25 protein-coding genes and 1 pseudogene are annotated in these 26,412 nt (G+C 49.1%); 18 read left to right on the top strand and 8 right to left on the bottom strand.

Going from position 1 to position 26,412, the window contains the following annotated elements:
• Both M0R47_RS15255 and acs read right to left on the bottom strand, forming a co-directional pair.
• Positions 1 to 494, bottom strand: a pseudogene (locus M0R47_RS15255) (ABC transporter ATP-binding protein); the annotation flags it as partial.
• 155 nt (positions 495 to 649) lie between these two features.
• Positions 650 to 2,587, bottom strand: a complete 1,938-nt coding sequence (acs, locus tag M0R47_RS15260; protein WP_292556350.1) for an acetate--CoA ligase — start codon at positions 2,585 to 2,587, stop codon at positions 650 to 652.
• A gap of 312 nt (positions 2,588 to 2,899) precedes the next feature.
• Between acs and M0R47_RS15265 the strand changes: the two genes are divergently transcribed.
• The 6 genes from M0R47_RS15265 to M0R47_RS15290 all read left to right on the top strand — a co-directional run bounded on the left by M0R47_RS15265 (position 2,900) and on the right by M0R47_RS15290 (position 7,407).
• Complete coding sequence (locus M0R47_RS15265) at positions 2,900 to 4,264, top strand: pitrilysin family protein (protein ID WP_292556352.1); 1,365 nt, start codon at positions 2,900 to 2,902, stop codon at positions 4,262 to 4,264.
• 77 nt (positions 4,265 to 4,341) lie between these two features.
• Positions 4,342 to 5,643 carry a pitrilysin family protein gene (locus M0R47_RS15270; protein ID WP_292556412.1) on the top strand — a complete coding sequence of 434 codons (1,302 nt, stop codon included), beginning with the start codon at positions 4,342 to 4,344 and terminating at the stop codon, positions 5,641 to 5,643.
• The gene (gene rsmD / locus M0R47_RS15275; protein WP_292556354.1) at positions 5,633 to 6,190 is read left to right on the top strand and encodes a 16S rRNA (guanine(966)-N(2))-methyltransferase RsmD; all 558 of its coding nucleotides are present in this window, start codon (positions 5,633 to 5,635) and stop codon (positions 6,188 to 6,190) included. Before M0R47_RS15270 ends, rsmD begins: the two co-directional genes overlap by 11 nt.
• 208 nt (positions 6,191 to 6,398) lie before the next feature.
• Positions 6,399 to 6,884 carry a pantetheine-phosphate adenylyltransferase gene (gene coaD, locus M0R47_RS15280; RefSeq protein WP_292556356.1) on the top strand — a complete coding sequence of 162 codons (486 nt, stop codon included), beginning with the start codon at positions 6,399 to 6,401 and terminating at the stop codon, positions 6,882 to 6,884.
• A 3-nt stretch (positions 6,885 to 6,887) separates the two neighbouring features.
• Positions 6,888 to 7,118 (top strand): 4Fe-4S binding protein, encoded by a 231-nt coding sequence (locus tag M0R47_RS15285; protein WP_292556358.1) that lies wholly within the window; start codon positions 6,888 to 6,890, stop codon positions 7,116 to 7,118.
• Positions 7,119 to 7,161: 43 nt separating this feature from the next.
• Positions 7,162 to 7,407, top strand: a complete 246-nt coding sequence (locus tag M0R47_RS15290) for a YfhL family 4Fe-4S dicluster ferredoxin (protein ID WP_292556360.1) — start codon at positions 7,162 to 7,164, stop codon at positions 7,405 to 7,407.
• Between the two features lie 141 nt (positions 7,408 to 7,548).
• On the opposite strand, the gene M0R47_RS15295 is transcribed toward M0R47_RS15290, so the two are convergent.
• Together M0R47_RS15295 and M0R47_RS15300 are read right to left on the bottom strand one after the other, a co-directional pair.
• Positions 7,549 to 8,319, bottom strand: coding sequence for a TIM barrel protein (locus M0R47_RS15295; RefSeq protein ID WP_292556362.1), 771 nt, complete (start codon positions 8,317 to 8,319; stop codon positions 7,549 to 7,551).
• The gene (locus tag M0R47_RS15300; protein WP_292556364.1) at positions 8,312 to 9,196 is read right to left on the bottom strand and encodes an NAD(P)-dependent oxidoreductase; all 885 of its coding nucleotides are present in this window, start codon (positions 9,194 to 9,196) and stop codon (positions 8,312 to 8,314) included. Before M0R47_RS15300 ends, M0R47_RS15295 begins: the two co-directional genes overlap by 8 nt.
• A gap of 175 nt (positions 9,197 to 9,371) precedes the next feature.
• Between M0R47_RS15300 and yeiP the strand changes: the two genes are divergently transcribed.
• Positions 9,372 to 9,938 carry an elongation factor P-like protein YeiP gene (gene yeiP / locus M0R47_RS15305; protein WP_292556366.1) on the top strand — a complete coding sequence of 189 codons (567 nt, stop codon included), beginning with the start codon at positions 9,372 to 9,374 and terminating at the stop codon, positions 9,936 to 9,938.
• Positions 9,939 to 9,941: 3 nt separating this feature from the next.
• Positions 9,942 to 11,081 carry a methyltransferase gene (locus tag M0R47_RS15310; RefSeq protein ID WP_292556368.1) on the top strand — a complete coding sequence of 380 codons (1,140 nt, stop codon included), beginning with the start codon at positions 9,942 to 9,944 and terminating at the stop codon, positions 11,079 to 11,081.
• A gap of 119 nt (positions 11,082 to 11,200) precedes the next feature.
• Here the strand turns inward: M0R47_RS15310 and M0R47_RS15315 are convergent, their stop codons facing one another.
• The 4 genes from M0R47_RS15315 to M0R47_RS15330 all read right to left on the bottom strand — a co-directional run bounded on the left by M0R47_RS15315 (position 11,201) and on the right by M0R47_RS15330 (position 14,211).
• Positions 11,201 to 11,353, bottom strand: a complete 153-nt coding sequence (locus M0R47_RS15315; protein WP_292556370.1) for a hypothetical protein — start codon at positions 11,351 to 11,353, stop codon at positions 11,201 to 11,203.
• 493 nt (positions 11,354 to 11,846) lie between these two features.
• Complete coding sequence (locus M0R47_RS15320) at positions 11,847 to 12,218, bottom strand: PilZ domain-containing protein (RefSeq protein ID WP_292556372.1); 372 nt, start codon at positions 12,216 to 12,218, stop codon at positions 11,847 to 11,849.
• A gap of 4 nt (positions 12,219 to 12,222) precedes the next feature.
• Entirely contained in the window at positions 12,223 to 12,855 is a 633-nt protein-coding gene (locus M0R47_RS15325; RefSeq protein ID WP_292556374.1) for an FHA domain-containing protein, read from the bottom strand.
• 105 nt (positions 12,856 to 12,960) lie between these two features.
• Positions 12,961 to 14,211 carry a CNNM domain-containing protein gene (locus tag M0R47_RS15330; RefSeq protein WP_292556376.1) on the bottom strand — a complete coding sequence of 417 codons (1,251 nt, stop codon included), beginning with the start codon at positions 14,209 to 14,211 and terminating at the stop codon, positions 12,961 to 12,963.
• Between the two features lie 301 nt (positions 14,212 to 14,512).
• On the opposite strand from M0R47_RS15330, the gene M0R47_RS15335 reads away from it, so the two are divergent.
• From M0R47_RS15335 to M0R47_RS15380, 10 genes are all read left to right on the top strand, one after another.
• Entirely contained in the window at positions 14,513 to 15,985 is a 1,473-nt protein-coding gene (locus tag M0R47_RS15335) for a sigma-54 dependent transcriptional regulator (protein WP_292556414.1), read from the top strand.
• A 128-nt stretch (positions 15,986 to 16,113) separates the two neighbouring features.
• Complete coding sequence (locus M0R47_RS15340) at positions 16,114 to 17,427, top strand: ATP-binding protein (protein ID WP_292556378.1); 1,314 nt, start codon at positions 16,114 to 16,116, stop codon at positions 17,425 to 17,427.
• Positions 17,414 to 18,823 carry a sigma-54 dependent transcriptional regulator gene (locus tag M0R47_RS15345; RefSeq protein WP_292556380.1) on the top strand — a complete coding sequence of 470 codons (1,410 nt, stop codon included), beginning with the start codon at positions 17,414 to 17,416 and terminating at the stop codon, positions 18,821 to 18,823. The genes M0R47_RS15340 and M0R47_RS15345 overlap by 14 nt, the downstream gene beginning before the upstream one ends.
• Positions 18,824 to 18,881: 58 nt before the next feature.
• Positions 18,882 to 19,196 carry a flagellar hook-basal body complex protein FliE gene (gene fliE, locus M0R47_RS15350; RefSeq protein WP_292556382.1) on the top strand — a complete coding sequence of 105 codons (315 nt, stop codon included), beginning with the start codon at positions 18,882 to 18,884 and terminating at the stop codon, positions 19,194 to 19,196.
• A gap of 22 nt (positions 19,197 to 19,218) precedes the next feature.
• Positions 19,219 to 21,048 (top strand): flagellar basal-body MS-ring/collar protein FliF, encoded by a 1,830-nt coding sequence (gene fliF, locus M0R47_RS15355; RefSeq protein ID WP_292556384.1) that lies wholly within the window; start codon positions 19,219 to 19,221, stop codon positions 21,046 to 21,048.
• Entirely contained in the window at positions 21,041 to 22,048 is a 1,008-nt protein-coding gene (fliG, locus tag M0R47_RS15360; protein ID WP_292556386.1) for a flagellar motor switch protein FliG, read from the top strand. Before fliF ends, fliG begins: the two co-directional genes overlap by 8 nt.
• Positions 22,032 to 22,991 (top strand): flagellar assembly protein FliH, encoded by a 960-nt coding sequence (locus M0R47_RS15365; protein WP_292556388.1) that lies wholly within the window; start codon positions 22,032 to 22,034, stop codon positions 22,989 to 22,991. The genes fliG and M0R47_RS15365 overlap by 17 nt, the downstream gene beginning before the upstream one ends.
• Positions 22,988 to 24,352, top strand: a complete 1,365-nt coding sequence (gene fliI, locus M0R47_RS15370; RefSeq protein WP_292556389.1) for a flagellar protein export ATPase FliI — start codon at positions 22,988 to 22,990, stop codon at positions 24,350 to 24,352. The genes M0R47_RS15365 and fliI overlap by 4 nt, the downstream gene beginning before the upstream one ends.
• Positions 24,353 to 24,381: 29 nt before the next feature.
• Positions 24,382 to 24,840, top strand: a complete 459-nt coding sequence (gene fliJ, locus M0R47_RS15375) for a flagellar export protein FliJ (protein ID WP_292556391.1) — start codon at positions 24,382 to 24,384, stop codon at positions 24,838 to 24,840.
• Positions 24,841 to 24,868: 28 nt separating this feature from the next.
• Positions 24,869 to 26,398 carry a flagellar hook-length control protein FliK gene (locus M0R47_RS15380; protein WP_292556392.1) on the top strand — a complete coding sequence of 510 codons (1,530 nt, stop codon included), beginning with the start codon at positions 24,869 to 24,871 and terminating at the stop codon, positions 26,396 to 26,398.
• Positions 26,399 to 26,412 lie beyond the last annotated feature (14 nt).

Below are 26,412 nucleotides of genomic sequence, written 5' to 3' on the forward strand. Positions count from 1 at the left end.
TAGCAGGCGAATTCGGGCTGTTGCCGGTAGAAGATCGCAAAGGCAAAGCTGACCGCGACAATGTTCATGAAAAACTGGAACAAAAACCAGTCCATGATGATTTCAAAGGAGCGGGAGAATCGGTTGGCCTGCTTGATCAGGCTGCCGGAAAAGCTGTTCTCGAAAAAAACGTATTTTTGCTTTTTAAGTATCTCGAAACAGCGTTTTTCCAGCAGGTTAACGCCGCCGCCATCGAGCGGGATAATAGCGATTTCAAGCAAGCGCCAGGACAGCCAGATGCACGCGTAAATAATCGCGACCTGCTTCAGGTTGTCCAATAGCAGTGCCAAGGTGGCGTCGGAATAGGGCGCGGCCAAACCGTTGGCAATGTTTTTATAGTAAATCGGCGCCGCTAAATCGAGAGTGGCGGCGGAAGCCAGCGCGAATAAGGCCAGCAGGAAAGACCATTTTTTCTGCCAGACAACCCGACCGTATTCTTTAAAGATGATGTTCATTGGTTGTTTTTCGTAAGCGGGGGCTAATTGATTAACTGATGTTAAGCAATGGCTAAGAAATTTTCACCACGAAGACACGAAGAACACGAAGTTTATATATTTCTTCGTGTTCTTCGTGTCTTCGTGGTGTTTTTAAGTAGCTTGTGTAACAGTAGTTATTTATTAGCCCGATGCTCAATAATATCGTCAAGCACTGCTGGGTCGGCGAGCGTCGATGTATCACCCAGGCTGTCGATTTCATTGGACGCCACTTTACGCAAAATACGGCGCATGATTTTGCCGGAGCGGGTTTTGGGCAGGCCCGGCGCCCACTGGATGATATCCGGGTGGGCAATCGGGCCGATTTCTTTTTTGACTAGCTCGACCAGTTCCTGGCGCAGCCCTTCAGTAGGCTCGATGCCGACATTCAAAGTCACGTAGGCGTAGATGCCTTGCCCCTTGATGTCATGCGGATAGCCGACCACCGCCGCTTCGGCGACATGCTCATGCAGCACCAGCGCGCTTTCGATTTCCGCGGTGCCCATGCGATGGCCGGAGACATTGATCACGTCGTCAACCCGGCCGGTAATCCAGAAATAGCCGTCCTTATCGCGGCGTGCGCCGTCCCCGGTAAAATAATAGCCGGGGTAGTTTTTAAAATAGGTGTCGATAAAGCGCTGATGGTCGCCGTAAACAGTGCGCGCCTGTCCCGGCCATGACCGGCTAATGACTAAAATGCCTTCGGCGGCGCCTTGCCTGATCCAGCCCTCGTTGTCGATGATTTCCGGTTTGATGCCGAAAAAGGGCAGGGTCGCGGAACCCGGTTTTAAAGCGATTGCGCCGGGCAGCGGGGTGATCATGATGCCGCCGGTTTCGGTTTGCCACCAGGTGTCGGAAATAGGGCAGCGGCCATCACCGACGACATGGTAATACCATTCCCAGGCTTCCGGGTTAATCGGTTCGCCGACCGTGCCGAGCACTCTTAAACTGCGGCGCGAGCAGCGCTTGACGAACTCGTCGCCCTGCGCCATCAGCGCGCGAATCGCGGTCGGCGCGGTATAGAAAATATTGACCTGATGCTTGTCGATGACTCGCCAGAAGCGGTCGGCTTCGGGGTAAGTCGGCACGCCTTCGAACATTAAGGTGGTGGCGCCGTTGCACAGTGGGCCGTAGATCATGTACGAATGGCCGGTGACCCAGCCGATATCGGCGGTGCACCAGTAAATGTCGCCGTCGTGGTAATCGAACACGTATTTGTGGGTCATGGCCGCGTACAGCAGATAACCGCCGGTCGTGTGCAAAACGCCTTTGGGCTTGCCGGTGGAGCCTGATGTGTACAGGATAAACAGCGGGTCTTCGGCGTCCATGGCTTCGGGCGGGCAGTCGGCTGACGCGTTTGCCATTGCTTCGTGGTACCAGACATCGCGTTGCTCGTGCCAGTCGACGGCATTGCCGGTGTTCTTGATGACGATGACTTTTTCAAGGCCGGGGCAGGCTGCGGCGGCTTCATCGGCATTGGCTTTAATAGGTACGATCTTGCCGCCGCGATGGCCTTCGTCGGCGCACACCAGAAACCGGCAATCGGCATCCAGAATCCGGTCTTTCAGCGCCTCGGCGGAAAAGCCGCCGAATACGATTGAATGCACGGCGCCGATGCGGGTGCAGGCCAGCATTACTGCCGCCGCCTCGCTAATCATCGGTAGGTAAATGCAGATGCGGTCGCCTTTTTGGGCGCCTTGTGCTTTTAACACATTGGCAAACTTGCAGACTTGTTCATGCAATTGCCGGTAGGTGATTTTTTTGTCCTGTGCCGGATCGTCGCCTTCCCAGATGATGGCGGCCTGATCGGCGCGAGTGGCAAGATGACGGTCCACGCAGTTGACGCTGACGTTGAGCTTGCCGCCTTCAAACCAGCGAATATGGCCGGTCTTGAAATCGCAATCGCTGATTTTGTCCCAAGGCTTGCTCCAATCCAGAAACAGCTTAGCCTGTTCAGCCCAGAAAGCTTCGGGCTCGGCTATGGAGCGCTGATACAGGGCTTTATAGGTTTCAGCGGTAATGTGCGCCTTAGCTGTTATTTCCGGCTTTATGTCATAAATTTTTTCATCTGACATTGGTTATCCTTGGGGTTGATTGAAAAAGGGTAAGGCGTGTTTATTCGGCATGGAATGGACAGCATCGGCTTTTAGAGGCGATATATAATGTCTGAGCATTCTGTGATTGGCATCAGTGTTATAAAGTTGAAAAGATTTGTGCCATTTCCGTAGAATCAGTATCTCTATACAGAGCAGATACATTTAATAGTGGCTTATTTTTTCAAGTATAGCTATTCAGAGCTATTTTATCCCTGCTACTATCAGGCTCAGCAAATGATGTGCCCCGGGGCTTTTCTGGAAAGTATTTTAACATTCATCTAAGAGGGACTTATGAACAATCGATTACTATGCGCCGCATTATTGTGGCTACCGGTTTTTGCAAGCAGTGCCGAGACTAAAGTGTCGGAGCATGTGCTTGGGAACGGTTTGAAAGTGCTGGTTAAGGAGGATCACCGCTCTCCGGTTGCGGTGTCTCAAGTTTGGTACAAAGTGGGTTCAAGTTATGAACCGGGCGGCATTACCGGCATTTCCCACATGCTTGAGCATATGATGTTTAAAGGCACTGACAAGCATGCTCCGGGCGAGTTTTCGCGGATCATCGCCGAAAACGGCGGCGATGAAAATGCGTTTACCGGCACCGATTACACGGCTTATTTCCAGACTATGGAAGCTTCCAGGCTGGCGGTCAGCTTTGAGCTGGAAGCCGACCGGATGCGCAATCTGCATTTGCTGCCCGACGAGTTGAAAAAGGAGCTACAGGTGGTAACCGAAGAGCGCAGGATGCGCACGGACGATAATCCGCAGGCCAAAATGCAGGAGCATTTTAATGCGATGGTCTATACCAACAGCCCTTATAAAAATCCCGTGATTGGTTGGCCTTCGGATATTGAAAATTACAAGGTGGAAGACCTTCAGGCCTGGTATCAACGCTGGTATGCGCCCAATAACGCGACGCTGGTGGTGGTAGGGGATGTGCAGCCCAAAGCGGTTTTTGCGCTGGCGGAAAAATATTTTGGCCCGCTTAAGCCCAGCGACCTGAAAGCGACAAAGCCGCAGGCTGAAGTCGAGCAGCTGGGGGTACGGAAAATGACAGTTAAATTACCGGCCAAACTACCCTATCTGCTTATGGGCTATAAAGTGCCGGTATTAACAACCGCGCAAAATGAGTGGGAAGCGTATGCGTTGGAAGTTTTGGCCGGTGTGCTGGATGGCGGCAGCAGCGCCAGATTGGAATCGGGGCTGGTGCGCGGCAAGCAAATAGCCGTATCCGTTGGTGCCGGCTATAGCTTGTATTCAAGGTTGCCGGAAATACTGACGCTGGAAGCAACGCCCGCCGAAGGAAAAACCGTCTGGGATTTGGAAAATGCACTAAAGGAAGAGATTGCCAAGCTGCAAATAAAACTGGTCGATAACGACGAGTTGCAGCGGATTAAGGCGCAGGTTCTAGCCAAGGCCGTTTATGAGCGGGATTCCAATTTCTATCAGGCCATGCAGTTAGGTACGCTGGAGACAGTCGGCCTGGGCTGGAAAAAAGTAGATGAATATGTCGATAAGGTCAATCAGGTTAGCGCAGAACAGGTGCGCGATGTGGCGCGCAAATACTTAATTGAAGATAAGTTGAGTGTCGCTTATTTGGAACCTTTGCCTATCACTGGGCACATTACCGAGACCAAGACCGAAAAAGGAGTTAGATAATGCGTATTCATCTGCTAAGTTTTATACCCAAAGGGCATAAGTTTCGTTTGAGCAGACAAGCTGCTCAACTCAGCTTTATGTTGATGATCTGGTTTGCGGCTTTTTGCAGCCCGGCGCAGGCCGCTGCAAAAATCGAACACTGGCAAACGCAGCAAGGCAGCCGGGTTTATTATGTGCATACCGAAGGCCTGCCGATGGTGGACATACAGGTGGCTTTCGATGCCGGCAGTGCGCGTGACAGGAGCCAGTTCGGCCTGTCTGCATTAACGTCGGCGCTGCTCGATACCGGGGCAGGGAAATGGAATGCCGACGAAATTGCCCTGCGCTTTGAAAGCGTCGGCGCGCAATTCGGCTCCAGTGTTTCCAGCGATATGGCTTCCGTTTCGCTTCGTACCTTAACGGATAAGCCGTTATTCGATAAAGCGCTGGAGACGGTGCAAGTCATTCTGGCCAGCCCGAGTTTTAACGAAGCCGATTTTCAACGCGAAAAAAACCGGACTCTGGCCGGGTTAAAGCAGCAGGAAGAATCGCCTGCCGAGCTAGTCAGGATTGCCTATTACAAGGCTTTATATGGCGATCATCCCTACGGGCACCCGACTCCGGGTACGATTGCCACGGTGTCCGACTTTAAGAGTACGGACCTGCGCAGTTTTTATCAAAAATATTATGTGGCCGCCAATGCGATGGTGGTGATCGTCGGCGACTTATCCAAACAGCAGGCGGAACAAACTGCCGAGAAACTGGTCTCCGGTTTGTCGAAAGGCCAAAAGCCGGAATCGTTGCCGGAAGTGGCTATGCCGGTGCAAGCAGGCAAGCAGCATATCGAGTTTCCGTCCTCGCAAACGCATGTCCTGGTCGGGATGCCCGGCACCTACCGTAAAGATCCCGATTACTTTGATCTGTATGTCGGCAATCATATTCTGGGCGGCGCTGTTCTGGTGTCCAAGTTGTTTAATGAAGTCAGGGAAAAACGAGGTCTGGCGTACAGCGCGAGCAGCTCTTTTGCGCCGCTGTTCAGGAAAGGGCCGTTTGCGATAAGCCTGCAAACCCGCAACGACCAGACCGGGCAAGCGCTGGAAGTGGTTAATAAAACCCTGGCCGATTTTATTGCGCAAGGGCCTACGGAAGCCGAACTGACTGCCGCCAAGAAGAATATTACCGGCGGGTTTGCGATGCGTTTCGATACCAATAAAGAACTGGCCAGTTACGTGTCGATGATCGGCTTTTATGAGATGCCGCTGGATTATCTGGATACTTTCCAGCAAAACGTCGAGAAAGTGACTGTGGCATCGATAAAAGACGCTTTTAAGCGTCGTGTTGACCCGCAGTTAATGCAAACCATCACCGTAGGCGGGAGCGCAAAAAAGAGTGAAAAATAAGCTCAGGATTATTGGCGGGGACTGGCGCAGCCGGCAGTTAAGTTTTGTCGATGCTCCGGGCTTAAGGCCCACGCCCGCCAGAGTCAGGGAAACCTTGTTCAACTGGTTGCAGTATGAAATTGTCGGCAAAAATTGTCTGGATTTATATGCAGGAAGCGGCGCTTTGGGCTTTGAAGCCGCTTCCCGAGGCGCCAGGTCGGTCATTCAGGTAGAAAGCAATGCCCAGGCCTGCCGTTGTTTAAGAGACAATGCCGTTGTACTGTCTGCCGCCGACCGGATAAAAGTCGTGCAAAGCGATGTATTACGCTATCTGGGGGGGAACGCAGAAGCCTTTGATGTGGCGTTTCTCGATCCGCCGTTCGGCCAGAATCTGGCGGTTCAAACCTGCAATCACTTGGAACAGAATGGTTGGCTGGCCAGGCATGCCAAGATTTATGTTGAAACGGAACGGCATTTTGATTTTGCAGGAATGCCTGAAAATTGGCGGCAGCTGAAAAGTAAAAGCGCGGGTGAAGTCGGCTATCATTTGTTCGAACGGATTGGATAATGGTTGTTAATTGTTTGCGCTCGGTATATCCGTCAAGCATTCGATATTGAAGAACAGGCTAAAGGCAAAAGGCGCAAGGCGAAAAGATCGGACTCCAGCATAATGTCCGATCTTAGCCCTTTTGCCTTTTGCCTTGATCCAATACTAAATGAGTATTTAAAAACCGGTTCTTAGTATAGAATTGCCGCTTTTTTGAAAAGCTCACACTATGCAAACCACTGCAATTTATCCGGGTACTTTTGATCCTATCACTAATGGGCATTTGGATCTGATTGCCAGAGCGTCGAGGCTTTACCATAAAGTGATTGTCGCCATAGCGGTAAACAGGGGCAAAGCGCCACTGTTTTCTCTGGAAGAACGGGTGGGTTTAGCTAAAGCGGTTGTCTCTGAATTTCCCAATGTGGAGGTGATCGGTTTTGATAACTTGCTGGTCGAGTGCGCCAAACAGCAGGGCGCCAATGTAATTTTGCGGGGCTTGAGGGCGGTATCCGATTTTGAGTACGAGTTTCAGCTGGCCGGAATGAACCGGCGTCTGGCGCCGGAACTGGAGACCGTTTTTTTAACCCCGGCCGAACAATACGAATTTATTTCTTCCAGCATGATCCGTGAAATTGCGCAATTGAACGGAGACGTGTCCTGTTTTGTTCCTGATCTTGTTCACCAAAGTTTAATCAACAAATTCAAACCCGAGTAAAATATGGCGCTGACCATCAATGAAGATAAATGCGCCCGATGCGGTGTTTGTGAGCCTGAGTGTCCTAATGAGGCCGTTTTTCAGACGGAGGATGCCTATGTCATAGACTCCTCCTTGTGTACAGAATGCAAGGAACGTTATGGCGAACCCTTATGTGAATCGGTTTGTCCTAACAATAGTATTGAAAAGATAAAAGACACTTTATATAAGAAGTGCCTGAGTATATTTAGTTGAGCAAGTTTATTGCTCGTCAGTGTTGTAATGTGTAGGAGTATGTATGGCCCTTATTATTAATGATGAATGCATCAATTGTGACGTTTGCGAGCCGGAGTGCCCGAATGGTGCGATTTCTCAAGGCGAGGATATTTATGTCATTAATCCCGAATTATGTACCGAGTGCGTAGGCCATCATGATGTGCCGCAATGCATGGATGTTTGCCCGGTCGATTGTATTGATAAAGATCCCAAACATGTCGAGGACAAGGAAGGCCTGTATCAGAAGTATCTGAAGTTGATAGGCTAGGCTCTTCGGTTTGTGTAGGGTGCGCCGTGCGCACCGTTATTCAATCAGCAAAGCGTAATAGATTAATTAACCACGAAGACACGAAGGAAAACCAAGGTAAAAACTTCGTGTCCTTCGTGGTTTTATGCTTTTAGTTGACGTCTAAGGCGTTAGCCAATCCAGGCTTTTAATCGTAGTTCCAACCGGCTTGTATTCTGCGCCGACCCATCCTGAATAGCCTGATTTCTCGATAACTGAAAACATCTGTTTGAAATCAATCCGCCCGGTACCGGGCTGGCCCCGTCCCGGGCAATCGGCAAACTGGATATGGCCGATTTGATCGGCATGTTCGGCAATAAATGCTTCAGGCTTTTCGCCCATCATTTGCATGTGATAAATGTCGTACTGCATCAATAGTTCATGACGGTTTAGCTGATCCAGGACGCTGAGCATTTGCGCTCCGCTATGGAGGATAAATCCGGGCATGTCGTGGATGTTGATCGCTTCAAACGCGGTTTTGATGCCTAACGGCGCAAAGGCCTCGACGGCAAATCCCAGGTTTTCCTTGAAGGTTTCCAGATAGTGTTCCAGCCGGCTGTTATCCAGGCAGCGACCCGGCAGGACGTTGACAGCTTCCGGTTGTAACAGCTGCGCATAATCGACGGTCTGGGCGAGGGCATCCTTAAACTGGCCGCACCTTTCAGGCACGCAGGCCAATCCCTCACCGCCTTGCAATAAATCGGCAGCGGCCACATTAAATAAAACCAGTTTTAAGTCGTACTCGTCCAGTTGGTCTTTTATGGCGGCTGCACTTAACTCGTAAGGGAACTGGATTTCAATGGCATTGAAGCCCGCTTGCCTGGCGGCCTTGAAGCGGTCGATCAGCGCAACTTCGGTAAATAGCAGGCTCAGGTTGGCGGTAAATTTAAGCATCGGTTTTTTTGTAGAGTTTGATTAACGTGGCGGGGTCCTGGTCCAGATAGCCGCGGCTACCGTGCAGTTGCATCAACTGGGAGGCCAGCGCGGACATCGGGACGGCATTGCCCTGTTTGACGGATAAATCTACCGCCATGTTCAAATCCTTCAGCAGGGTTTTGACCCGCCATTTGACCGGCTCGAAAGTTTCGGTCGCCATTTCGGCGCCTGTGATTTGCAAGGGCTTGGAGTCGGCAAAGCCGCCCGCTAGTGCTACGGGTATTTGCTGGGCATCAACTCCGGCCTGTTTGGCCAGCGCCATCATTTCGGCAATAACCAGTACATTACAGCTGACGATCATCTGGTTGCAGATCTTGGTGATCTGGCCGCAGCCCACTTCGCCCATGTGGGTTAATTGCTTATACAGCGGCGCCAGGACGATCCGGGCAATGTCGATATGTTCCGCGCTACCGCCTGCCATAATCGCCAGATTGCCATGTTCGGCACCGGCAACGCCGCCGGAAACCGGCGCATCGACCCAGCCCATGCCGCATTTTTCATGCAGCAGCGCTGCCAATTGCCGGGTGTTTTCAGGGTGGATGCTCGATAAGTCAATCAGCAACTTGCCGGCTGCGCCGCTGGCTAAAATATCATCGCGGACGATGGCTTCTACGACCGCCGTATCGGCGAGGCACAGGATAATTACCTCGGAGGAACGGACGAGTTCGGCAACGGAAGCGCAGGCCTTGGCGCCTGCATCAGCGACCGGTTGGAGCTTTTCAGGGCTGCGGTTCCAGACATTGACGCTAAAGCCTGCATCCAGCAAACGCAAGGTCATCGGCTTGCCCATCAGGCCGATGCCGATGAAGCCGAGGGTGGGGTATTTATCTGACATAGTTTTAGTTTTTATGGGTTAACGGTCGAAATGAAACGCAGCTTAGCCAAGGCCTGATAACGCCTGGAGGCCGATTCTACGGTATAATGGCCGCATGCAGGATCATCCTGCACTGTATTTTAATATAAACCCTTGCTGCGCTTTTGTCGGCAAGTTTAATCGAGAGGAATTCTGCGTGGCAAAGGCGAGTGAATTAAAAAGAGGCATGGTGGTTGAAATAAACGGCGTGCCGCATGTGGTTAAGCAGTTCGATGCTAAAAGTCCATCATCCCGTGGCGCGTCAACCTTGTACAAGATCCGTTTTACCAATCTTAAAACCGGCCAGAAACTCGATGAGTCGCTAAAAGGCGATGATTTTTTCAAGGACGCCGATCTGGTTCGGGCCAAGGTGCAGTTTTCCTATGTGGACGGGGATAGCTATATCTTCATGGATATGGAGGATTATACCCAGTACAGCTTGAGCAGCGAAGATTTGGAAGGCCAGATCGAGTATCTGACCGAAGGACTGGAAGGCATCGTGGCATTGTTGGTGGACGATGCGGTGCTGGGTATTGAATTGCCGAGTTCCGTAGTACTGCCGATCGTGGAGACGGCTCCGGCCATTAAGGGCGCGACGGCGTCAGGGCGCACCAAAACCGCCAGAGTGACCACCGGGCTGGAAGTTCAGGTGCCCGAATACCTGGAGCCTGAGGAACTAATCAAGATCAATACCGAGACCGGAAAATTCATGTCCCGCGCTTGAGCCATGACGAATCGTTTAACCGTTACCCAAGGCGAGTTTGAACTGAACCGGCTGCCGAAACGGCCGAGGGAATTGCTGCGCGCCTGGGATGCCGCTGACGAATATCTTCTCGATACGCTTGCCGAACAGTCAGGGCTAACGGAGGGTGCAAGGATCTTGATCGTGAATGACAGCTTTGGCGCGTTGGCGGTGGCGCTGAATGCTTACCGGCCTTATGCGCTGTCGGATTCCTATCTGTCGCAGCAGGCGACGCGGCTCAATCTTGCCGCAAACAACTTGCCTGAGCACAGCGTCAGTTTGCTGAGCAGTCTTGAAATGCCGGAGGGGGCATTCGACCTGGTACTGATTAAGGTGCCGAAGACATTGGCTTTATTAGAAGATGAGCTGACATGCTTGCGCCCGCATTTAACCGAGTCAACCCGGATTATTGTAGCGGGCATGATCAAAACCCTGCCGTCTTCGGTTTGGAAATTGCTGGAACGCCTGGTCGGACCGACTACAACTTCACTGGCGAAAAAAAAGGCGCGACTGATTTTTGCTTGCCTTGATGTGGGGCTGGTTGTTCCGCCTAGCCCTTATCCGGCGAGTTACCGGCTTGAAAATACCGATTACCTGATCAGCAACCATGCCAATGTATTTTCGCGCGACAGTCTCGATATAGGGACGCGCTTTTTTCTCCAGCATCTGCCATTCCGGCAGGATGCCTGCAATATTATCGACTTGGGTTGCGGCAACGGCCTGGTCGGTTTAATTGCCGCTGAACGCTGCCCGGCGGCGACCGTGCATTTTATCGATGAATCCTTTATGGCAGTAGCATCGGCAAGGGATAATTTTGAGCGAGCTTTCAAAGATCGGCGCGTGGCGACTTTTTGTGTCGGCGATGGCTTAGTGGAAGTCGAATCGGAATCGGCCGATCTGATACTGTGCAATCCGCCGTTCCACCAGCAAAATACCGTGGGTGACCAGATTGCCGTTAGTTTGTTCAAGCAGTCGAAGAGGGTGCTGCGTAAAGGCGGCGAGTTATGGGTAATCGGTAATCGGCATTTAGATTATCACAGCTATCTTGATCGCCTTTTTGGCGCGCATTCCATCATTGCATCCAATTCGAAATTCGTTATCGTCAAGGCGAAGCTGGCGAGCTAATTTGCAGAAAATAACAAAAAATCAGGCAAAAAAAACTCCCGGCGCGTAAGCGTCGAGAGCGAGAAGCCAAACAGGAGAGACACTGTTTGAGGTAGGATAACGAGAGATAATGAAAAACTTTAGCCGTGTAATCTTTGGCTAAGAAATATATTGCTGAATATGGCGGCTGTTGCAAACATAATTGTGGAAACAATAAATTCGCCGGAAAGAAAACCCAAAATACCGACGACAAATATCAGTCCTATTAAAATATCTCTTTGAATATCAGTCATTTTAAAGATCCTTTGCTATTTACTAGGTAAGAAGTAATCAACGTTGAGTATAACTATACTTGCGTGCATATTGGTTGACAATATCAATGATTATTGATTAATAGTTTCTTATATGAAAACAATTGAATTTCGAATTTGCTGGTGTTTGGCAGAATGCGCACAAGCAGTCTAAAGCTAGTAAATATCGGGGGTTGAAGAGTGATTTATGCCGAGCGTTTAATGATATTTAGTTAAGTACGCTTTTAATAAAACTAAATAGACAGCTATGAATGAGGATACGATTGCACAAAACCGCGCATCATTATTAATATAATGGCATGGCTGAAGTCGATGCGGCCGTACAGGGAAGGTTGGGATAAGTAGGTTTTAATGATAGGTTGCCGACGCAAGAACCTGCAAGGAAGCCTTACGGCAGTAATGAAAGTATGTTGATTAAATTTGCGACCCATTGGCTAATAGGGCTAGTTTGCGTTAATTTCGGCGGGTTATATAGCTAATCTATAATATTCGATAACGACAACAAATCTCTTTCCAGTAAAGCGCTGTTGCCAAGGTTGAGTTCAACCAAGCGACGTAGCTCGGAAATGCTGTCTAGATCGATATGCTCACATTTAAAGCCCACCTTATTACCTACAACGTGCGTTGGGGTTAGTTCCATCTTTATTTGGACCTGTTCGGACAATCGTAATGTGAGGGTGTAGAGTTTCTCCGGATCTTCTTCCCAGGGAAGTTCAAGGCGTAATAAACAGCCTTTTAAGGACAGATCAATGATTTCGCAATGCCATGTGCTTTCGTCGCAGTTTAGAACGGCTTTGTCTGTATAAAGAATGCGATGAAACTGGCGGTTGTCTTCTATTGAATGCATGGATTTAATTCAAAAAGAATTGCAGGGATGTGTTGTTAACAACCAGCACATCATTCATGTTTAATTTTAGCGGCTTATCGTTTAACGGCTCGTTGTTTATGGTTATTGTACCGGCATTTTCCAATACGGAGACAAAGTAACCTTCTTTCCTTTTTAATATTGCAATAACGCCGTTGCCGTCATGGCCAAGCCGGGTCATGGACTTTTTTAATTGCAAAACCTTACCAATATTGCTGCCATTCATGATTTGCAAATTAGCGGCAGGAATTTGTAATTCATTATCAATTTCCTGATTGAGCAATTTTACGTCTTCGTCAATGGGGTTATTGGATGCTTCAGGGGCTATAAATTTTACGGTATTGAAAACAATGTCGTGCTTGCCTATCGATATTGTGTCGTTGTCATTGAGATTGCAAGCTTTGGTTTTTTTTCCATTGATGATTAACGGAAATTCATCGTTGAGTTGCTTAACAGTGCAAGCGTCATCGCGAATAATTATGACGGCGTGAGCCGGAGCGATTGCCATGCTGTCAATAATCAAATCGTTGGTTTCATCGCGTCCAATATGCACAATACCGTTTTCAAACAAGCCAGAATGGATAACTTTATCTTTAAAAAAAACAGTGAGTTTTGGCATTGGATTAATGGCCCATCTTTAAACGAACCCTGATTATAGACGGTATTATTTTAGTTATTCAAGAAATTCGCTTTTTGGCTATAACTCAACCGGAAGGGGAATAGTTTATTTTTGGGGCAGGAATTTAACCAATTTAACGCTATTTTCATCCCGTTTTATGATCTCCAGCGGGTAGCCATGCAATTTAATGCTGGTTCCGGTTTCGGGTATGGTTTCCATAAACTCAATGATAAGCCCATTGAGCGTTTTGGGGCCTTCCGTAGGGAGCGACCATTGCGTGACGCGGTTTAATTCCCTAATGGTAATATTGGCATCAACCAGATGGCTGCCGTCGCCTTGCGCTCTTACAGCGACATCTTCTGTGATCAGTTCGCCGACAATTTCCTGCAATAAATCGTCCAGCGTAACCAGGCCCTGCACATCCCCATATTCATCAACTACCAGGCCTATGCGGATTTTTTCATGCTTAAAACGATGCATTTGGTTATGCACGGGGGTGCTATCAGGGATAAACGAGGGTTTATCCAAGCAGTTGATGATGGTTTGTTTGTCAAAATCTTCCTGGTTAAGCAAGATCAGTATTTTTCTTAAATGGATAAAGCCGATAATCCTGTCGATGCTGGTTTTATAGACCGGCAACCGGGTGTGCGGGCTGGTTTTTATTTTGGCGATGATGTCTTCGATCGGCAGTTCAAGGTCTATGCCGATAATTTCATTGCGCGGCGTCATAATGTCTTCAACGGTCGCCGACTCGAGTTCGAGTATGCCCATCAGCATTTTTTGATAGCGAACAGGCATTAAGCTTTCTGCATCGCTAATGATGCTTTTTAATTCGTCTTTATTGAGCGGGTCATGGCGGTTTTTTTTGACGTCGACACCGACTATGCGGAGTAACAGATTAACAAATAAATTGACGAGCCAAACGACAGGATAAAAGACTTTTAGTAAGGGGGTGTAGACCCAGGCGGCCGGAAAGGCAAGCAGTTCAGGCTTGATTGCAGCCAGTGTCTTGGGCGTTACTTCCGAGCAGATAAGCATTACGATCGTTAAAATACCGGTAGCGATAGCTACAATGGCTTCTTCGTCGGCATAGAGTTTAATCGCAATAACGGTGGCTATTGATGCAGCGAAATTATTAACAAAGTTATTGCCCAGCAAAATCAGGCCAAGTAAGCGATCGGGCCTTTGCAGTAATTGTTGCGCTTTGATTGCACTGGGGTGCTTTAGTTTGACTAAATGCCTTAACCGATAACGGTTTAGCGTCATTAAAGCCGTTTCCGAGCCGGAGAAAAAAGCGGAAAAAATAAGCATAGCGGCAAGCATGCCAAACAGCATGCTAAGGGGAATATCGTTCAAAGAAAGCGCGCTCAAGGTTATGAAAACAACCCTAGTGTCTATTATGAGAAATATTTGTCAAGCCTGGATAGGGAGTGCGTGCTATTTTGTCTGTGTAAATCACATTAAAAAGGCCTTAGAAGAGTATGAAATAAAAAGAATTTTGACAGGATGGTGATTCGATGCTTAACTTTAGTCAAATAGCTAAATAATTAAAAAGGATTGTTTTTAAGGTCGTGCCGAGTGATGAGCGCAGTTATTGTTGCGGAAACTGTATGGCTAAACCTTAATGACCTTAATATGGGAAACGGGTATAAGAAATATGGCGTTGCCGCGTGTTTTGTTAATTGACGACAATAAAATAAGAACCCAGCAACTGGAAACGATTTTTCAGTTTATGGAATATAAAATAGATACTGCCGGCTCAGCGGATTATGCATCTTGTTTTACCGAAACTGACCAGTTATCCGGGGTTTTTGTCGGTGACGGCATTGAAAAGCAGGCAACTGTAATCAGTAATATTGTCGAACGGGTAAATAAAGTCCCTGTTATCTTTGTGATTGCTGAGGGCACGGCGCATCAGGTTCCGACCGCAATCACAAATAGCGTATTTCATGTGCTGGAATGGCCTGCCACGCACCCCGTTTTGAAACCGATACTTGACAAGTTGCTTGTGTCCGGCGCGCAAAAAACTTTTATGGTGCGAAGCGAGTCAGATCGTCGCTCGTCTTCAGTTGATCGGCTAAAGGGCAAGAGTCAGGCCATTGCCGGTATCCGCAAATTAATTGAGCAGGTTGCAGAGTCGGACGCAACGGTTCTAATTTTGGGCGAATCCGGAACAGGAAAAGAAGTGGTTGCCCGTGCTTTGCATGATGCTTCATTTCGAAAAGACAAGCCGTTTGTACCTATAAATTGTGGCGCCATTCCGGGCGAATTACTGGAAAGCGAGTTGTTCGGTCACGAGAAAGGCGCGTTTACCGGGGCTTTAAACGCCCGGCAAGGGCGTTTTGAAATGGCGGAAGGTGGAACTCTTTTTCTGGATGAAATTGGCGACATGCCTTTGGCTATGCAGGTTAAGCTATTGCGTGTATTGCAGGAACGGACCTTTGAGCGCGTAGGCAGTAACAAGACCATACAATGCGATGTACGGGTTATTGCTGCAACACACCGATATCTTGAAAATGAGATTAAAGAAAACCGGTTTCGTGAGGATTTGTTTTACCGCTTAAATGTTTTCCCTATTGAAATACCGGCTCTAAAGGATAGGACTGAGGATCTCCCGCTGTTAGTGAATGATCTTGTCGAGCGCATGGAAGCTTCCAATCGCGGTTCAGTGCGACTAACCAATGCGGCAATGGCTATGCTGATGCAACATGAATGGCCTGGAAATGTTCGGGAGTTGGCAAATTTAATTGAAAGACTAGCCATTATTAAACCCAAAGGGCTTATTGATGCCGCTGATTTGCCGGAAAAATTTCAACATTACCAAGTTCCTGAAGAAATTCTTGATGGTATCGAAGCGGCTGATATAGAAGAAGATGAGCAGTCTGAGCAAGTTGAAGCTATCAAGGCTTTTGAAGGAGCAATGAATACCTTTGAAGGGACAGTGAGTAACTTGGCGCAACTGCCGGAGCAGGGCATAGATTTGAAAGAATATTTGAATGATTTAGAGATCGATTTGATACGCCAGGCATTAAGCGAATGCGGTGGTGTAGTGGCTCACGCCGCCAAGCGGTTGAATATGCGGCGTACAACATTGGTTGAAAAACTGCGCAAATATGATTTGCAGCGTTAATAAGGAGTAATGTCATTTTTTTGTCACGCATTGTGTAAGCTATTGAAAGTATAATCAATAATATTTGGTCTGATTTTTGCTTTCTTTTCTTAACGTTAAGTTTAAGTTGTAAACCAGGGCGATCAGACATGAATATTCACACCACTCAAAAAAAGCAAAAAACCGAACAGCTCACCGATGCGTTCCGGATTTTTAACGAGCTATCCCAGAATTTATCTGTTTCTTACCAAGGTCTGGAAGAGCAGGTTGCTAAGCTGCATGGGGAACTCGCCTTCGCTCATAGTGAACGGCTCAAAACCCTTGAAGAAAAAGAAAAGCTCGCCAGTCGCCTGGAAAAAATACTGGCGGCGCTTCCCGCAGGCGTTATTGTGCTGGATGCGGGCGGCAAAATTTTGGATTGTAACGCGGTGGCGACCGATTTTTTGGGCGAGCCTCTGGTTGGCATGGATTGGTCTGATGTTGTCATCCGCAGCCTGATCCCTGTTGGTAATCCTCATGAGCGTCAATTGCGTAACGGCAAACGGGTCAATATGACCGTCAGCAGAGATATTGCACGCAGTGATCCTGCCGATTCCGGGCAAATTGTCTTGCTATCGGATGTCAGTGAAATGCGAAATTTACAGGATACGCTGAATCAGCAAAAGCAGTTGTCGGCCATGGGAGAAATGGTGGCGAGTATGGCGCATCAGGTCAGGACGCCGCTGGCTACAGCCATACTCTATGCGTCGCAAATGAGCAGCCCGGCTCTGGATAGCGAAAAGCGGCAGCGGTTTTCTCAGAAAATTCTGGAGCGCTTGCAGTATTTGGAAAGGCAGGTTAACGATATGTTGATTTTTGCCAAAGACGGGCGCCTGGCGATGGAGTCTTTTTCATTGGCCGAATTATTAAATCACCTCAGGGAAGCGGTAAAAGAATATACCGGCAGCGGCGGGGTTGATCTGCAGATTGTCAATGACGCGCAAAATGATGCAATGCTGGGTAATGAAAATGCCTTGCGCGGTGCGCTGCTTAATTTATTGAATAATGCAGTCGATGCCGTAGGGCAGGCTGGATGTATACAAATTTCAGTGGTTCAGCTTGATGACTATAAGTTGCGGATTGCTATCAAGGATGATGGGCCGGGTATTGCCCAAGAGCTTTGTCAGCGGGTTTTTGAACCGTTTTTCACGACCAAGATCCACGGTACCGGATTGGGTTTGGCTGTCGTCGACAGCGTAGTGAAAGCGCATGGCGGCCATGTGTCTGTTGAGTCCACTCCGGGGCGTGGAACCACTTTTACGTTAGTCCTTCCTTGTATAAATCAGGCATATAACTTGTTGCCGGGCGGTTTTTCACATCAGGCTTCCCTGCCTGATGCCCTTCGGGTAAATGCAAATCTGTTCCAGACAGATTTGTCCGGTAAAAATCACCATCAAATGGAGATTAGACATGAAACAGTATGATGTGTTGGTTGTTGAGGATGATCTGTCATTATGCGAAGCGCTTTGTGACACCCTGGAGATAGGCGGATATCGTGTGGTTTCGGCTCGCAATGGCACTGAAGCGCTAATCAAGCTGGAGCATGGTCAGTTTAAACTGGTCGTTAGCGATGTACAGATGCCGGTTATGGACGGCTTTCAATTGTTGAAAAATATGCAGCACAAGTATTCGGAAACGCCGGTGCTGCTGATGACGGCTTTCGGAACCATTCCCAAGGCAGTCGAGGCCATGCAAGCCGGCGCTTCCGATTATCTAATCAAACCATTTGACGCGCAGGCGCTGGTGAGCAAGGTGGCCGATTATGTGTCGGCCAATCCGTTGGCCGCAAATAAAGCCGCTAGTGAGCGAGTCGTGCAGGACGAAAGCATGAAAAAACTTTATGCCCTGACCGCCAAAGTCGCTAAAACCGATGTTACCGTGCTGCTGCAGGGTGAAAGCGGAACCGGTAAAGAGGTTATTGCCCGCTATATTCACCAAAATTCAATGCAGTACCAGGGGCCGTTTATTGCGGTAAATTGCGCGGCAATTCCTGAAAACATGCTGGAAGCGATGCTGTTCGGCTATGAGAAAGGCGCTTACACCGGAGCGGTTCAGGCCATGCCCGGAAAATTTGAGCAGGCGCAGGGCGGCACTTTGTTGTTGGATGAAATAGCCGAAATGGATTTAGGCCTGCAGGCGAAATTATTGCGGGTATTGCAAGAGAAGGAAGTCGAACGTCTGGGCAGTCATAAAAAAATCAAGTTGAATGTCAGAATTTTGGCGGCCACCAATCAGAAGTTAAAAGAGCAGATGGAGCAGGGACGGTTCCGTGAGGATTTGTATTATCGCCTCAGCGTGTTCCCTATTAATATTCCGCCGTTACGCAACAGGCCGGGCGATATTTTGCCGCTGGCACGGGAATTGATGCAGCGGCACATGATGGACGGCAAAAACTTGCCTGAATTTGATAATGAGGCTGTTAAAAAAATGTCAGCCTATAGTTGGCCGGGTAATGTCAGGGAGCTGGATAATGTGGTGCAGCGGGCACTTATTTTGCGGATTGGCGATAAGATTACGGTTGATGATTTGGTGTTTGAGGATACGGGGCCAATGATGGCTGTTATGACTAATACTCCTTCAGCTGAGATTTTAGTTGCTGCAAGTGAATCGTCGTATCTAATTGATGCTAAAAGTGAAGTGGTCGAGATTGGGGGGTTGGGCGAAGGGGTTCGCTCGGCCGAAGAAAACATCATTTTGCAGACCTTACAGAAGGAAAATGGCAGCCGTAAGATAACCGCTGAAAAATTGGGCATTAGTCCCAGAACGCTCCGGTATAAGATGGCCAGGATGAAAGATTCGGGGGTAATTATTTCATGTTAACATGTGGCATTAAAAATGCTTTAGACTCTGTACTATAAAAATGTAAGAGGAAAACCCCATGAGTGAGATGAATGTCAACCAAGTTTTGGCTCAGATGCGGGCAATGTCGCTTGAAGCCGGTGGCAGTAAAGTCCAGGAGACCGGTGGCGGCGCTGACTTTGCGGCAATGTTAAAGCAGACCATAGGGGCTGTTAATGACACCCAGCAAACCGCCGGAAAAATGACGGAGGCTTTTGAGTCGGGCGATACTAACGTCAGTCTGGCTGAGGTCATGGTGGCTTCGCAAAAGGCTAGCGTTTCATTTCAGGCAATGCTACAGGTCAGAAATAAGCTAGTTGAAGCCTATCAAGATGTCATGAATATGCCCATGTAGTGCGGCAAACTGTAAATAAAACATGAGTGAACAGAGCGGTAATAGTCTAATTCAGGCAAATCGCCAGCAGGACCCAATGTCAAAGGGCAAGGGGCATCTTGATGGTGAAGCGTCTCATATTTTTGCGACCAAGGTCGATGCGCATCCCGCCCTTAAAGGTTTGGCAGGGCTAACCATCGCGCGCCAGATGGGGCTGATGCTGGGCCTGGCTCTTAGTGTGGCTATTGGCGTTGCTGTTGTTTTATGGTCTCAGGAGCCTTCTTACGGACGCTTGTACTCCGAGATCGGCGAAAGTGACGTGTCTGAAATTCTTGACGTTCTCAATAAGGAAAATATTAAGTATAAAGTCGAAACCGGCTCCGGGGCTATTATGGTGCCGATGGATCAGGTAAGTGCCGTAAAGCTCAAATTAGCGGCGCAGGGTTTGCCCAAAAGTAATAGCCTGGGATACGAGCTGCTGGATAAAGACCAGGGCTTCGGCGCCAGTAAAAGTGTTGAGACAGTGCGCTTCCAGAGAGCCTTGGAAGGCGAGATTGCCCGAACCATTATGGCTATACAGAATGTAAAATCGGCTAGGGTGCTGTTAGCGATGCCCGTTCAGTCGGTGTTTGTGCGGGAGCGTAAAAAACCCAGCGCTTCCGTTATCGTCAATTTGTATCAAGGCCGGTCGCTGGATAAAGGCCAGGTCGAATCAATCATTCATTTAGTCGCGTCCAGCGTGCCACAACTGGACGCCGAGCAAGTAACAGTCGTCGATCAGAAAGGTCAGTTATTAAATAGCAATGATTCATCAGTAGCGGGCAATTTGACCTCCAAGCAGTTTGAATACAAGAAGAATATTGAAGAACACCTGATGGGGCGCATTCAAAATATTTTATCTCCCTTGGTGGGCGGCGACGGAATGCGCGTACAAATCTCAGCGGATGTGGATTTTACCGAGACTGACAGAACGCAAGAAATGTTCAATCCGGATTTGCCGGCTTTAAGAAGCGAGCAGACATCCGAAGAGCAAAATTCGTTATCCGCAACTCAAGGTGTGCCCGGCGCGTTATCAAATCAACCTACTCCGGCAGGCGCGGCTCCGGAAGCAACGCCGGCACCGGCAACGACCGCTGCAAATGCACCAGCTACGGCGGCCAATTCGGCTGCTACGCCGGGGTCGCTTGCAAAAAATGCCACCAGGAATTACGAACTCGATAAAACCATTACTCATACCCGGTTGGCTACTGGGGCATTGCGCCGATTATCAGTGGCCGTGGTCGTTGATGACCGGCATGTGTCCCAGGGCGATGGCACCGTTAAAGCGCAGCCTTATTCTCAGGAAGACATTCATCGCTTTAGTGATCTGGTTAAGCAGGCGGTAGGGTTTGATAGCAGCCGGGGTGATCAGGTTACGGTCACGAACGTGGCTTTCAAAATAGACGAACTTGTTGAGGAGTTGCCGGCGATACCCGTTTGGGAGCAGGGCTGGTTTCTTGATCTTATGAAACAAGCTGCTGCGGTATTGGCCGTGTTATTCTTGTTGTTCGGGGTGCTGCGCCCTACCATGCGCAGTCTTGTCGCTCGGGATCTGGAAGAGAAAAAAGCCGCGGCTTTGGCTGAGGCTCAAGAAAAGGCCGCCGCCATGGGAGGGACCGTTCGCCTTGACGAAAAAGGTGTACCTGTCGCTGTGCCGGCCGGTCAAGAAAACACAAGCTTTGCGATACCTACTGAAAAGGAAATGCAGGATCTGCTGCTTTTGGATGTGCCCCAGAGTTACGAACATCGTTTGGAATATGTGAAGAGATTGGTCGACGATGACTCGAAAGTAGTCGCACAAGTTATTAAATCCTGGATTAAAAAAGATGGCTAATGCGGAAAAGCAGTTAACCCAAGTTGATCGTGCCGCTGTATTGTTGCTGGCATTGGGAATGGATAGGGCGGCACTCGTTCTAAAACATATGACGCCCAGGGAAGTGCAGATTTTAGGTATCACCATGGCAAGCGTGGGAGAGATTTCCACCGGCATGATGGATGAGGTGGTTGAGGAATTTATCGTTACGGTAAAAAGACAAACTGCCTTGGGGATGGATACCGATGAGTATATTCGTAATGTGCTGATCAGCGCGTTGGGCGCGGATAAAGCGAACAGCATCCTTGACCGGATTTTACAGGGCACCAATACCAAAGGTATTGAACAACTGAAATGGATGGATACCCGGTCGATTGCCGACATGATTCGTTTGGAGCATCCTCAGATTGTCGCAACTATTATGTCTTTGATGGATAGCGAGCAGGCGGCTGATGTGATGATGTTCCTGCCCGAAAACATGCGTGCCGATTTGATGATGAGAATTGCGACGATGAAAGGCATCCAGCCATCCGCTCTGCGCGAGTTGGACCAGATCATGGAAAAACAACTCACCGGCTCTGATAATGTTAAGTCGACAAATATCGGCGGTGTTGATGCGGTGGCTAATATCTTGAATTTCCTCGATGGCAGCGCCGCAGATTTAGTCATGTCAGGCATTGCCGAGCACAGGTCTGAACTGGCTCTAGAAATTCAGGAAAAAATGTTCACCTTTGAAGATCTCACTTCAATTGATGAAAGAGGCATGCAAACATTGTTGCGCGAAGTTTCAACCGGACAACTGTTGTTGGCGCTGCGGGGTGTGGGCAGTGAGCTTAAGGAGAAAATATTCAGCAATATGTCCAAGCGGGCGGCAGAAATGCTGCGTGACGATTTGGAGGCTTCGCCTCCAGCCAAGCTAAGCGAAGTAGAGTTGGCGCAGAAAGATATATTGGCTATTGCTAAAAAATTAGCGGATGCGGGCGAGATACAAATGGGAGTCGGCGGTGAAGAACTCATCTAAGGCGCACAGGTTTACAGCAGCCGAACTGGAGTCGTTAAGATTATGGAGCATGCCGGACGTCTCCGGAGCAGAGGCCAGGGAATCGGAGACGGTGGAGCTTGAGGATGAGCCGACGCCGATTTTAACGGTCGATGAAATTGAAGCCATGCAAAAGCAGGCGTACGACGAAGCGTTTGCGCAAGGCAAAATGCATGGTTTTCAGCAAGGCTTCGATGAAGGCTCAAAAAAAGGCTACGAAGATAATTTACATTTGCTGCAAAGCCAGGCGGCAACACTAGTCAGCCTTTTGAAATCTTTAAGCGAGCCGTTTAAGCGCCTTGATGAGGAAGTGGAAAAAGAGCTGGTTAAACTGGTAATAGCCATCGCAACACAAATGATACGCCGGGAAATCAAGTTGGATCCGGGGCAAATCATTGCTGTTGTTCGGGAATCAATTAATGTCTTGCCGCTGGCGTCACAAAAAATTAGCTTGAAATTACATCCCGAAGATGCCGAATTGGTGCGCTCTGCATTAGCGTTGGATGAGATGTCGCCAAGCTGGGCCATCCTTGAGGACCCGTTGATTACTCGCGGCGGTTGCGAAGTTGACACCGATATTTCTCATGTTAACGCGACTGTAGAGCATCGATTGGCTGCCGTTATCGCTACTTTATTAGGCGGCGAGCGGGAGAGCGATTGCAAGACGGCTGCCGGCACCCTTGAGGCAATTTCTCCAGCCGTGGCGGTCGAGCCAGAGGGTACGGCTCCCCGGACAGAGATAGAGGAGCAGCGCACGGCGCAGTTGCCGATAGCACAAGACGCAGTTACCGACGACTCCAGGGATGGAGGAGGTACGACTCCAGGGATGGAGGAGGTAGAGCAATACAGGGAGCGATTGCCGAGAGCATCAACAGCAGGCGCTTTAGGCGACGCAGGAGCAGTTGCCGAGGATAAAAGTTTGTGATTCCGGATGCGGATCGGTCACGAATTTGGCTGGCTAACTTAAAACCTTATTCTGAAAGATTAGCGCATGTCCCTGAGCTTGTTGTTGAAGGCAAGCTTTCCCGTATGGTCGGTTTGACGCTGGAAGCCGTGGGCTGCCGAGCGGCTATCGGTTCCCGCTGCCGCATTGAGACCAAAAACGGCAGAATGATTGAAGCGGAAGTTGTGGGTTTTTCCGATGCACGAATTTTTTTGATGCCGACTGCTGAAGTTCATGGGCTTGAGCCGGATTGTCGGGTCATTCCCCTGGGTAAAAATAGTCTGGCCAGAGTCGGCTTCGGATTGCTGGGGCGTGTGCTGGATGGCGCCGGCAATGCGATTGATGGTAAAGGCCCGCTGAAAACGGATGCGCTGATTTCACTCAACGGCGTGCCGATCAATCCCCTAGCGAGAAAGCCTATACGAGAGCCGCTTGATGTTGGTGTCAGGGCAATAAATTCGATACTTAGCGTGGGTCGAGGGCAGCGTATGGGCTTGTTTGCGGGCACCGGCGTTGGAAAGAGCGTGTTGCTGGGCATGATGACCAAATTTACGACAGCGGATGTTGTCGTTGTCGGGCTGATTGGCGAGCGAGGCCGAGAAGTTAATGAGTTCGTGCTGAAGACTTTGGGTGAAGACGGGCTTAAAAGAGCGGTCGTGGTGGTTTCGCCGGCGGATTGTCCCCCTTTGATGCGCGTTCATGCGGCGTTATTGTCGACCAGTATCGCCGAGTATTTTCGTGATCAGGGGCTTGATGTTTTGTTGCTGATGGATTCATTGACCCGATTTGCGCAGGCGCATCGCGAAATTGCCCTAGCTATTGACGAGCCCCCTGCTACCAAGGGCTACCCGCCGTCGGTCTTTGCCAAATTGCCGCATTTGGTCGAGCGCGCCGGTAATGCCGATCATGGTGGCGGCTCTATCACCGCTTTTTATACGGTTCTGGCCGAGGGTGACGATACTAATGATCCCATTGCCGATGCAGCCCGGGGGGTGCTGGATGGGCATGTTATCTTGTCAAGAAGCTTGGCTGAGTCCGGGCATTTTCCGGCTATCGATATAGAAGCGTCAATCAGCCGGGTCATGCCGGACATTATTGACGCCGGGCATATGCAAATGGCGCGGGAATTAAGACGGTTATATTCGCTCTATCAACAAAATCGCGATTTAATCAGTGTCGGCGCATATCAGGCGGGGTCGAATCCCAGGCTCGACAAGGCTATTGAAAAAAATCCGGCGATTTTAGATTTTTTGCAGCAGGACATGGATGAGCCGGTTGATATTAATCGAAGTTTACAAGAGCTGGCGGTGTTGTTGGGCGTAAACAGGGCTGCCAACGACTGATGGTCAGGTCTCCTCGAGAAAAGGCATAAATGAAAAAATCGCAACGCATTAAAACAATTATAGAAATTAAAGCGACTCAGGAAAAAAACGCCCTGGAAACGCTGGGCGCAGTTCAGAGAAAACTCCAGGGCATGCAGGCGCAAGTTGAAGGATTAAGAAACTATCGGAAGGAATATCAGGATAGGTTTGACCAGTTGGGCAGTAAGGGCGTGAATGTTGCGCAGCTTCTGGAGTTTAGGTCATTTATTGACAAGCTCGATAAGGCAATAATGGGGCAGGAACAAACGCTGAATTCAATTGAAGCTGAAGTGACAGCCAAAAGAAAAATATGGGAAGAGCTGCATCATAAAACCCAAAGCTTGCAGAAGGTTTGCGATTCAGCTCTAGTGGTAGAGATGAAGCAAGAGGCTAAACGGGAACAGCAAGAGCAGGATGAGCGAGCATCCAGAATCGGTCGCAATAACTCCAGTGGCATAGGAAATGCTTAATAATTAATTGAATCTCAGGGGATTGATTATGGTTATTGAAAGTGCAAATTTATCATCTTTGGCGTCAAGCAGTGCCGCAGTTGAAAGCGTGACTCCGCCTTTGCTTGATGGCGCGGGTATTTCCGAGGGTTTCTCGGGTGCATTAGCTGTGCAGATTGAGCTGTTAAGCACTATGAAAACAGAGGGTCCCGCGCCCGTGCAGATATCAGATCCTATTGCTTTACAAGGTGTCGGCGGTCTGCAGAGCGTTGCCGATTTGCCCGAAGACAAAGTGGGTATGCAGGATTTTGCCGCTTTACTAGGCAATGATTTGCCGCCGTCATACAAAACAGCAGGTGATGTCGATCATGAGGCTGCCTTGGCTGCGGTAACGGATACATTGAAATATATCGGATTAGACGCTTCGGCTGGAGAAAAAGCCAAAATGGCCGAGCAAAACATGAAAGAGGTGATTGCAATGGCTGCTTCAGTCCCGCAAAGCACGAAGAATGTAATTGCAATGGCTGCTCCTGCCGAACAAAGTGCGCAAAGAATGGATGAAAAAGCTGTTTCGCCCGAGCAAGACATCGTGGGTGTGGTCGCTGAAGCTGGGCAAAACCTGGAAGGCGTTGTTGTTATGGATGCGCCGGATCAAATGAATTTGGGGCAGGGCAATGATAGGCCTGATAAGGGGCAGGCGGAGGGCGATGATGCCCAATTAACGGTTGTTGAAAATAATGGCATAACGGAAGAGTTGTTGGCCGCAGTTGTTATCGCTCCTCCGGTAATGCAAGCCGAACAAGCAAAAGCAGCCCATAATTTGGCATCTGCAGATGTCGATAACGAGGCTGGGTTGCTGTCTTTTACGAAACCGTCGATTGCAACTGCTAGACCGAATCAGTCGGCTAATATTTCCGAAAACAGGTTACAAGGTGAAACGGTTTTCCGTCTACCGGTTTCGGATAAACAGGGTTTTAATTTAAACGATTTTCAGAATTCGGGACAAACTGAGAAGGCCGGGCGGATTGAGTCGCAGGCCTTGAGTTTGGAAGGAGAAAAAACTTTGCCTCGGGTTGGATCGGATATGGCCCTGCCTAATAAGATTGTCGATAATAAAACAGATGTTCCAGCAATGAACAAGCCGCTATCGCATCCGGAATGGAGTAAAGATTTGGGGGAGCGGATCGTGTGGATGAACAGCCGAACAATACCTTCGGCGGAGATCAGGTTGAATCCACCGCATATGGGGCCTATATCGGTTCGCGTTGATGTTGTGGATGATCAGGCAACTGTTGTATTTACAGCGCAACATGCAGTTGTAAGAGAAACACTTGAGGCCTCCATTCCTAAGTTGCGGGAGATGATGGGCGCCCAGCATCTTAATTTGGTGGAGGCTAACGTTTTTCAAGGACCCACGTCGGATCAAGGCCGTCCGCAATCGCAAAATTTTGCACAAACGGCTGATGGTCAAAGGCAGGTGCCAATGACTGTTGCCGGCGATGAAATTGATGAGGTGGAACAAGAGGTCGCAAGCGGACGGGCTGTCGTTAGTAAAGGTTTGTTGAGTATTTACGCATAGACAATCAGGGGTTC

Origin of the sequence: Methylobacter sp. (assembly GCF_023227905.1) — a bacterium.
In the GTDB taxonomy this organism is placed as follows: domain Bacteria; phylum Pseudomonadota; class Gammaproteobacteria; order Methylococcales; family Methylomonadaceae; genus Methylobacter_A.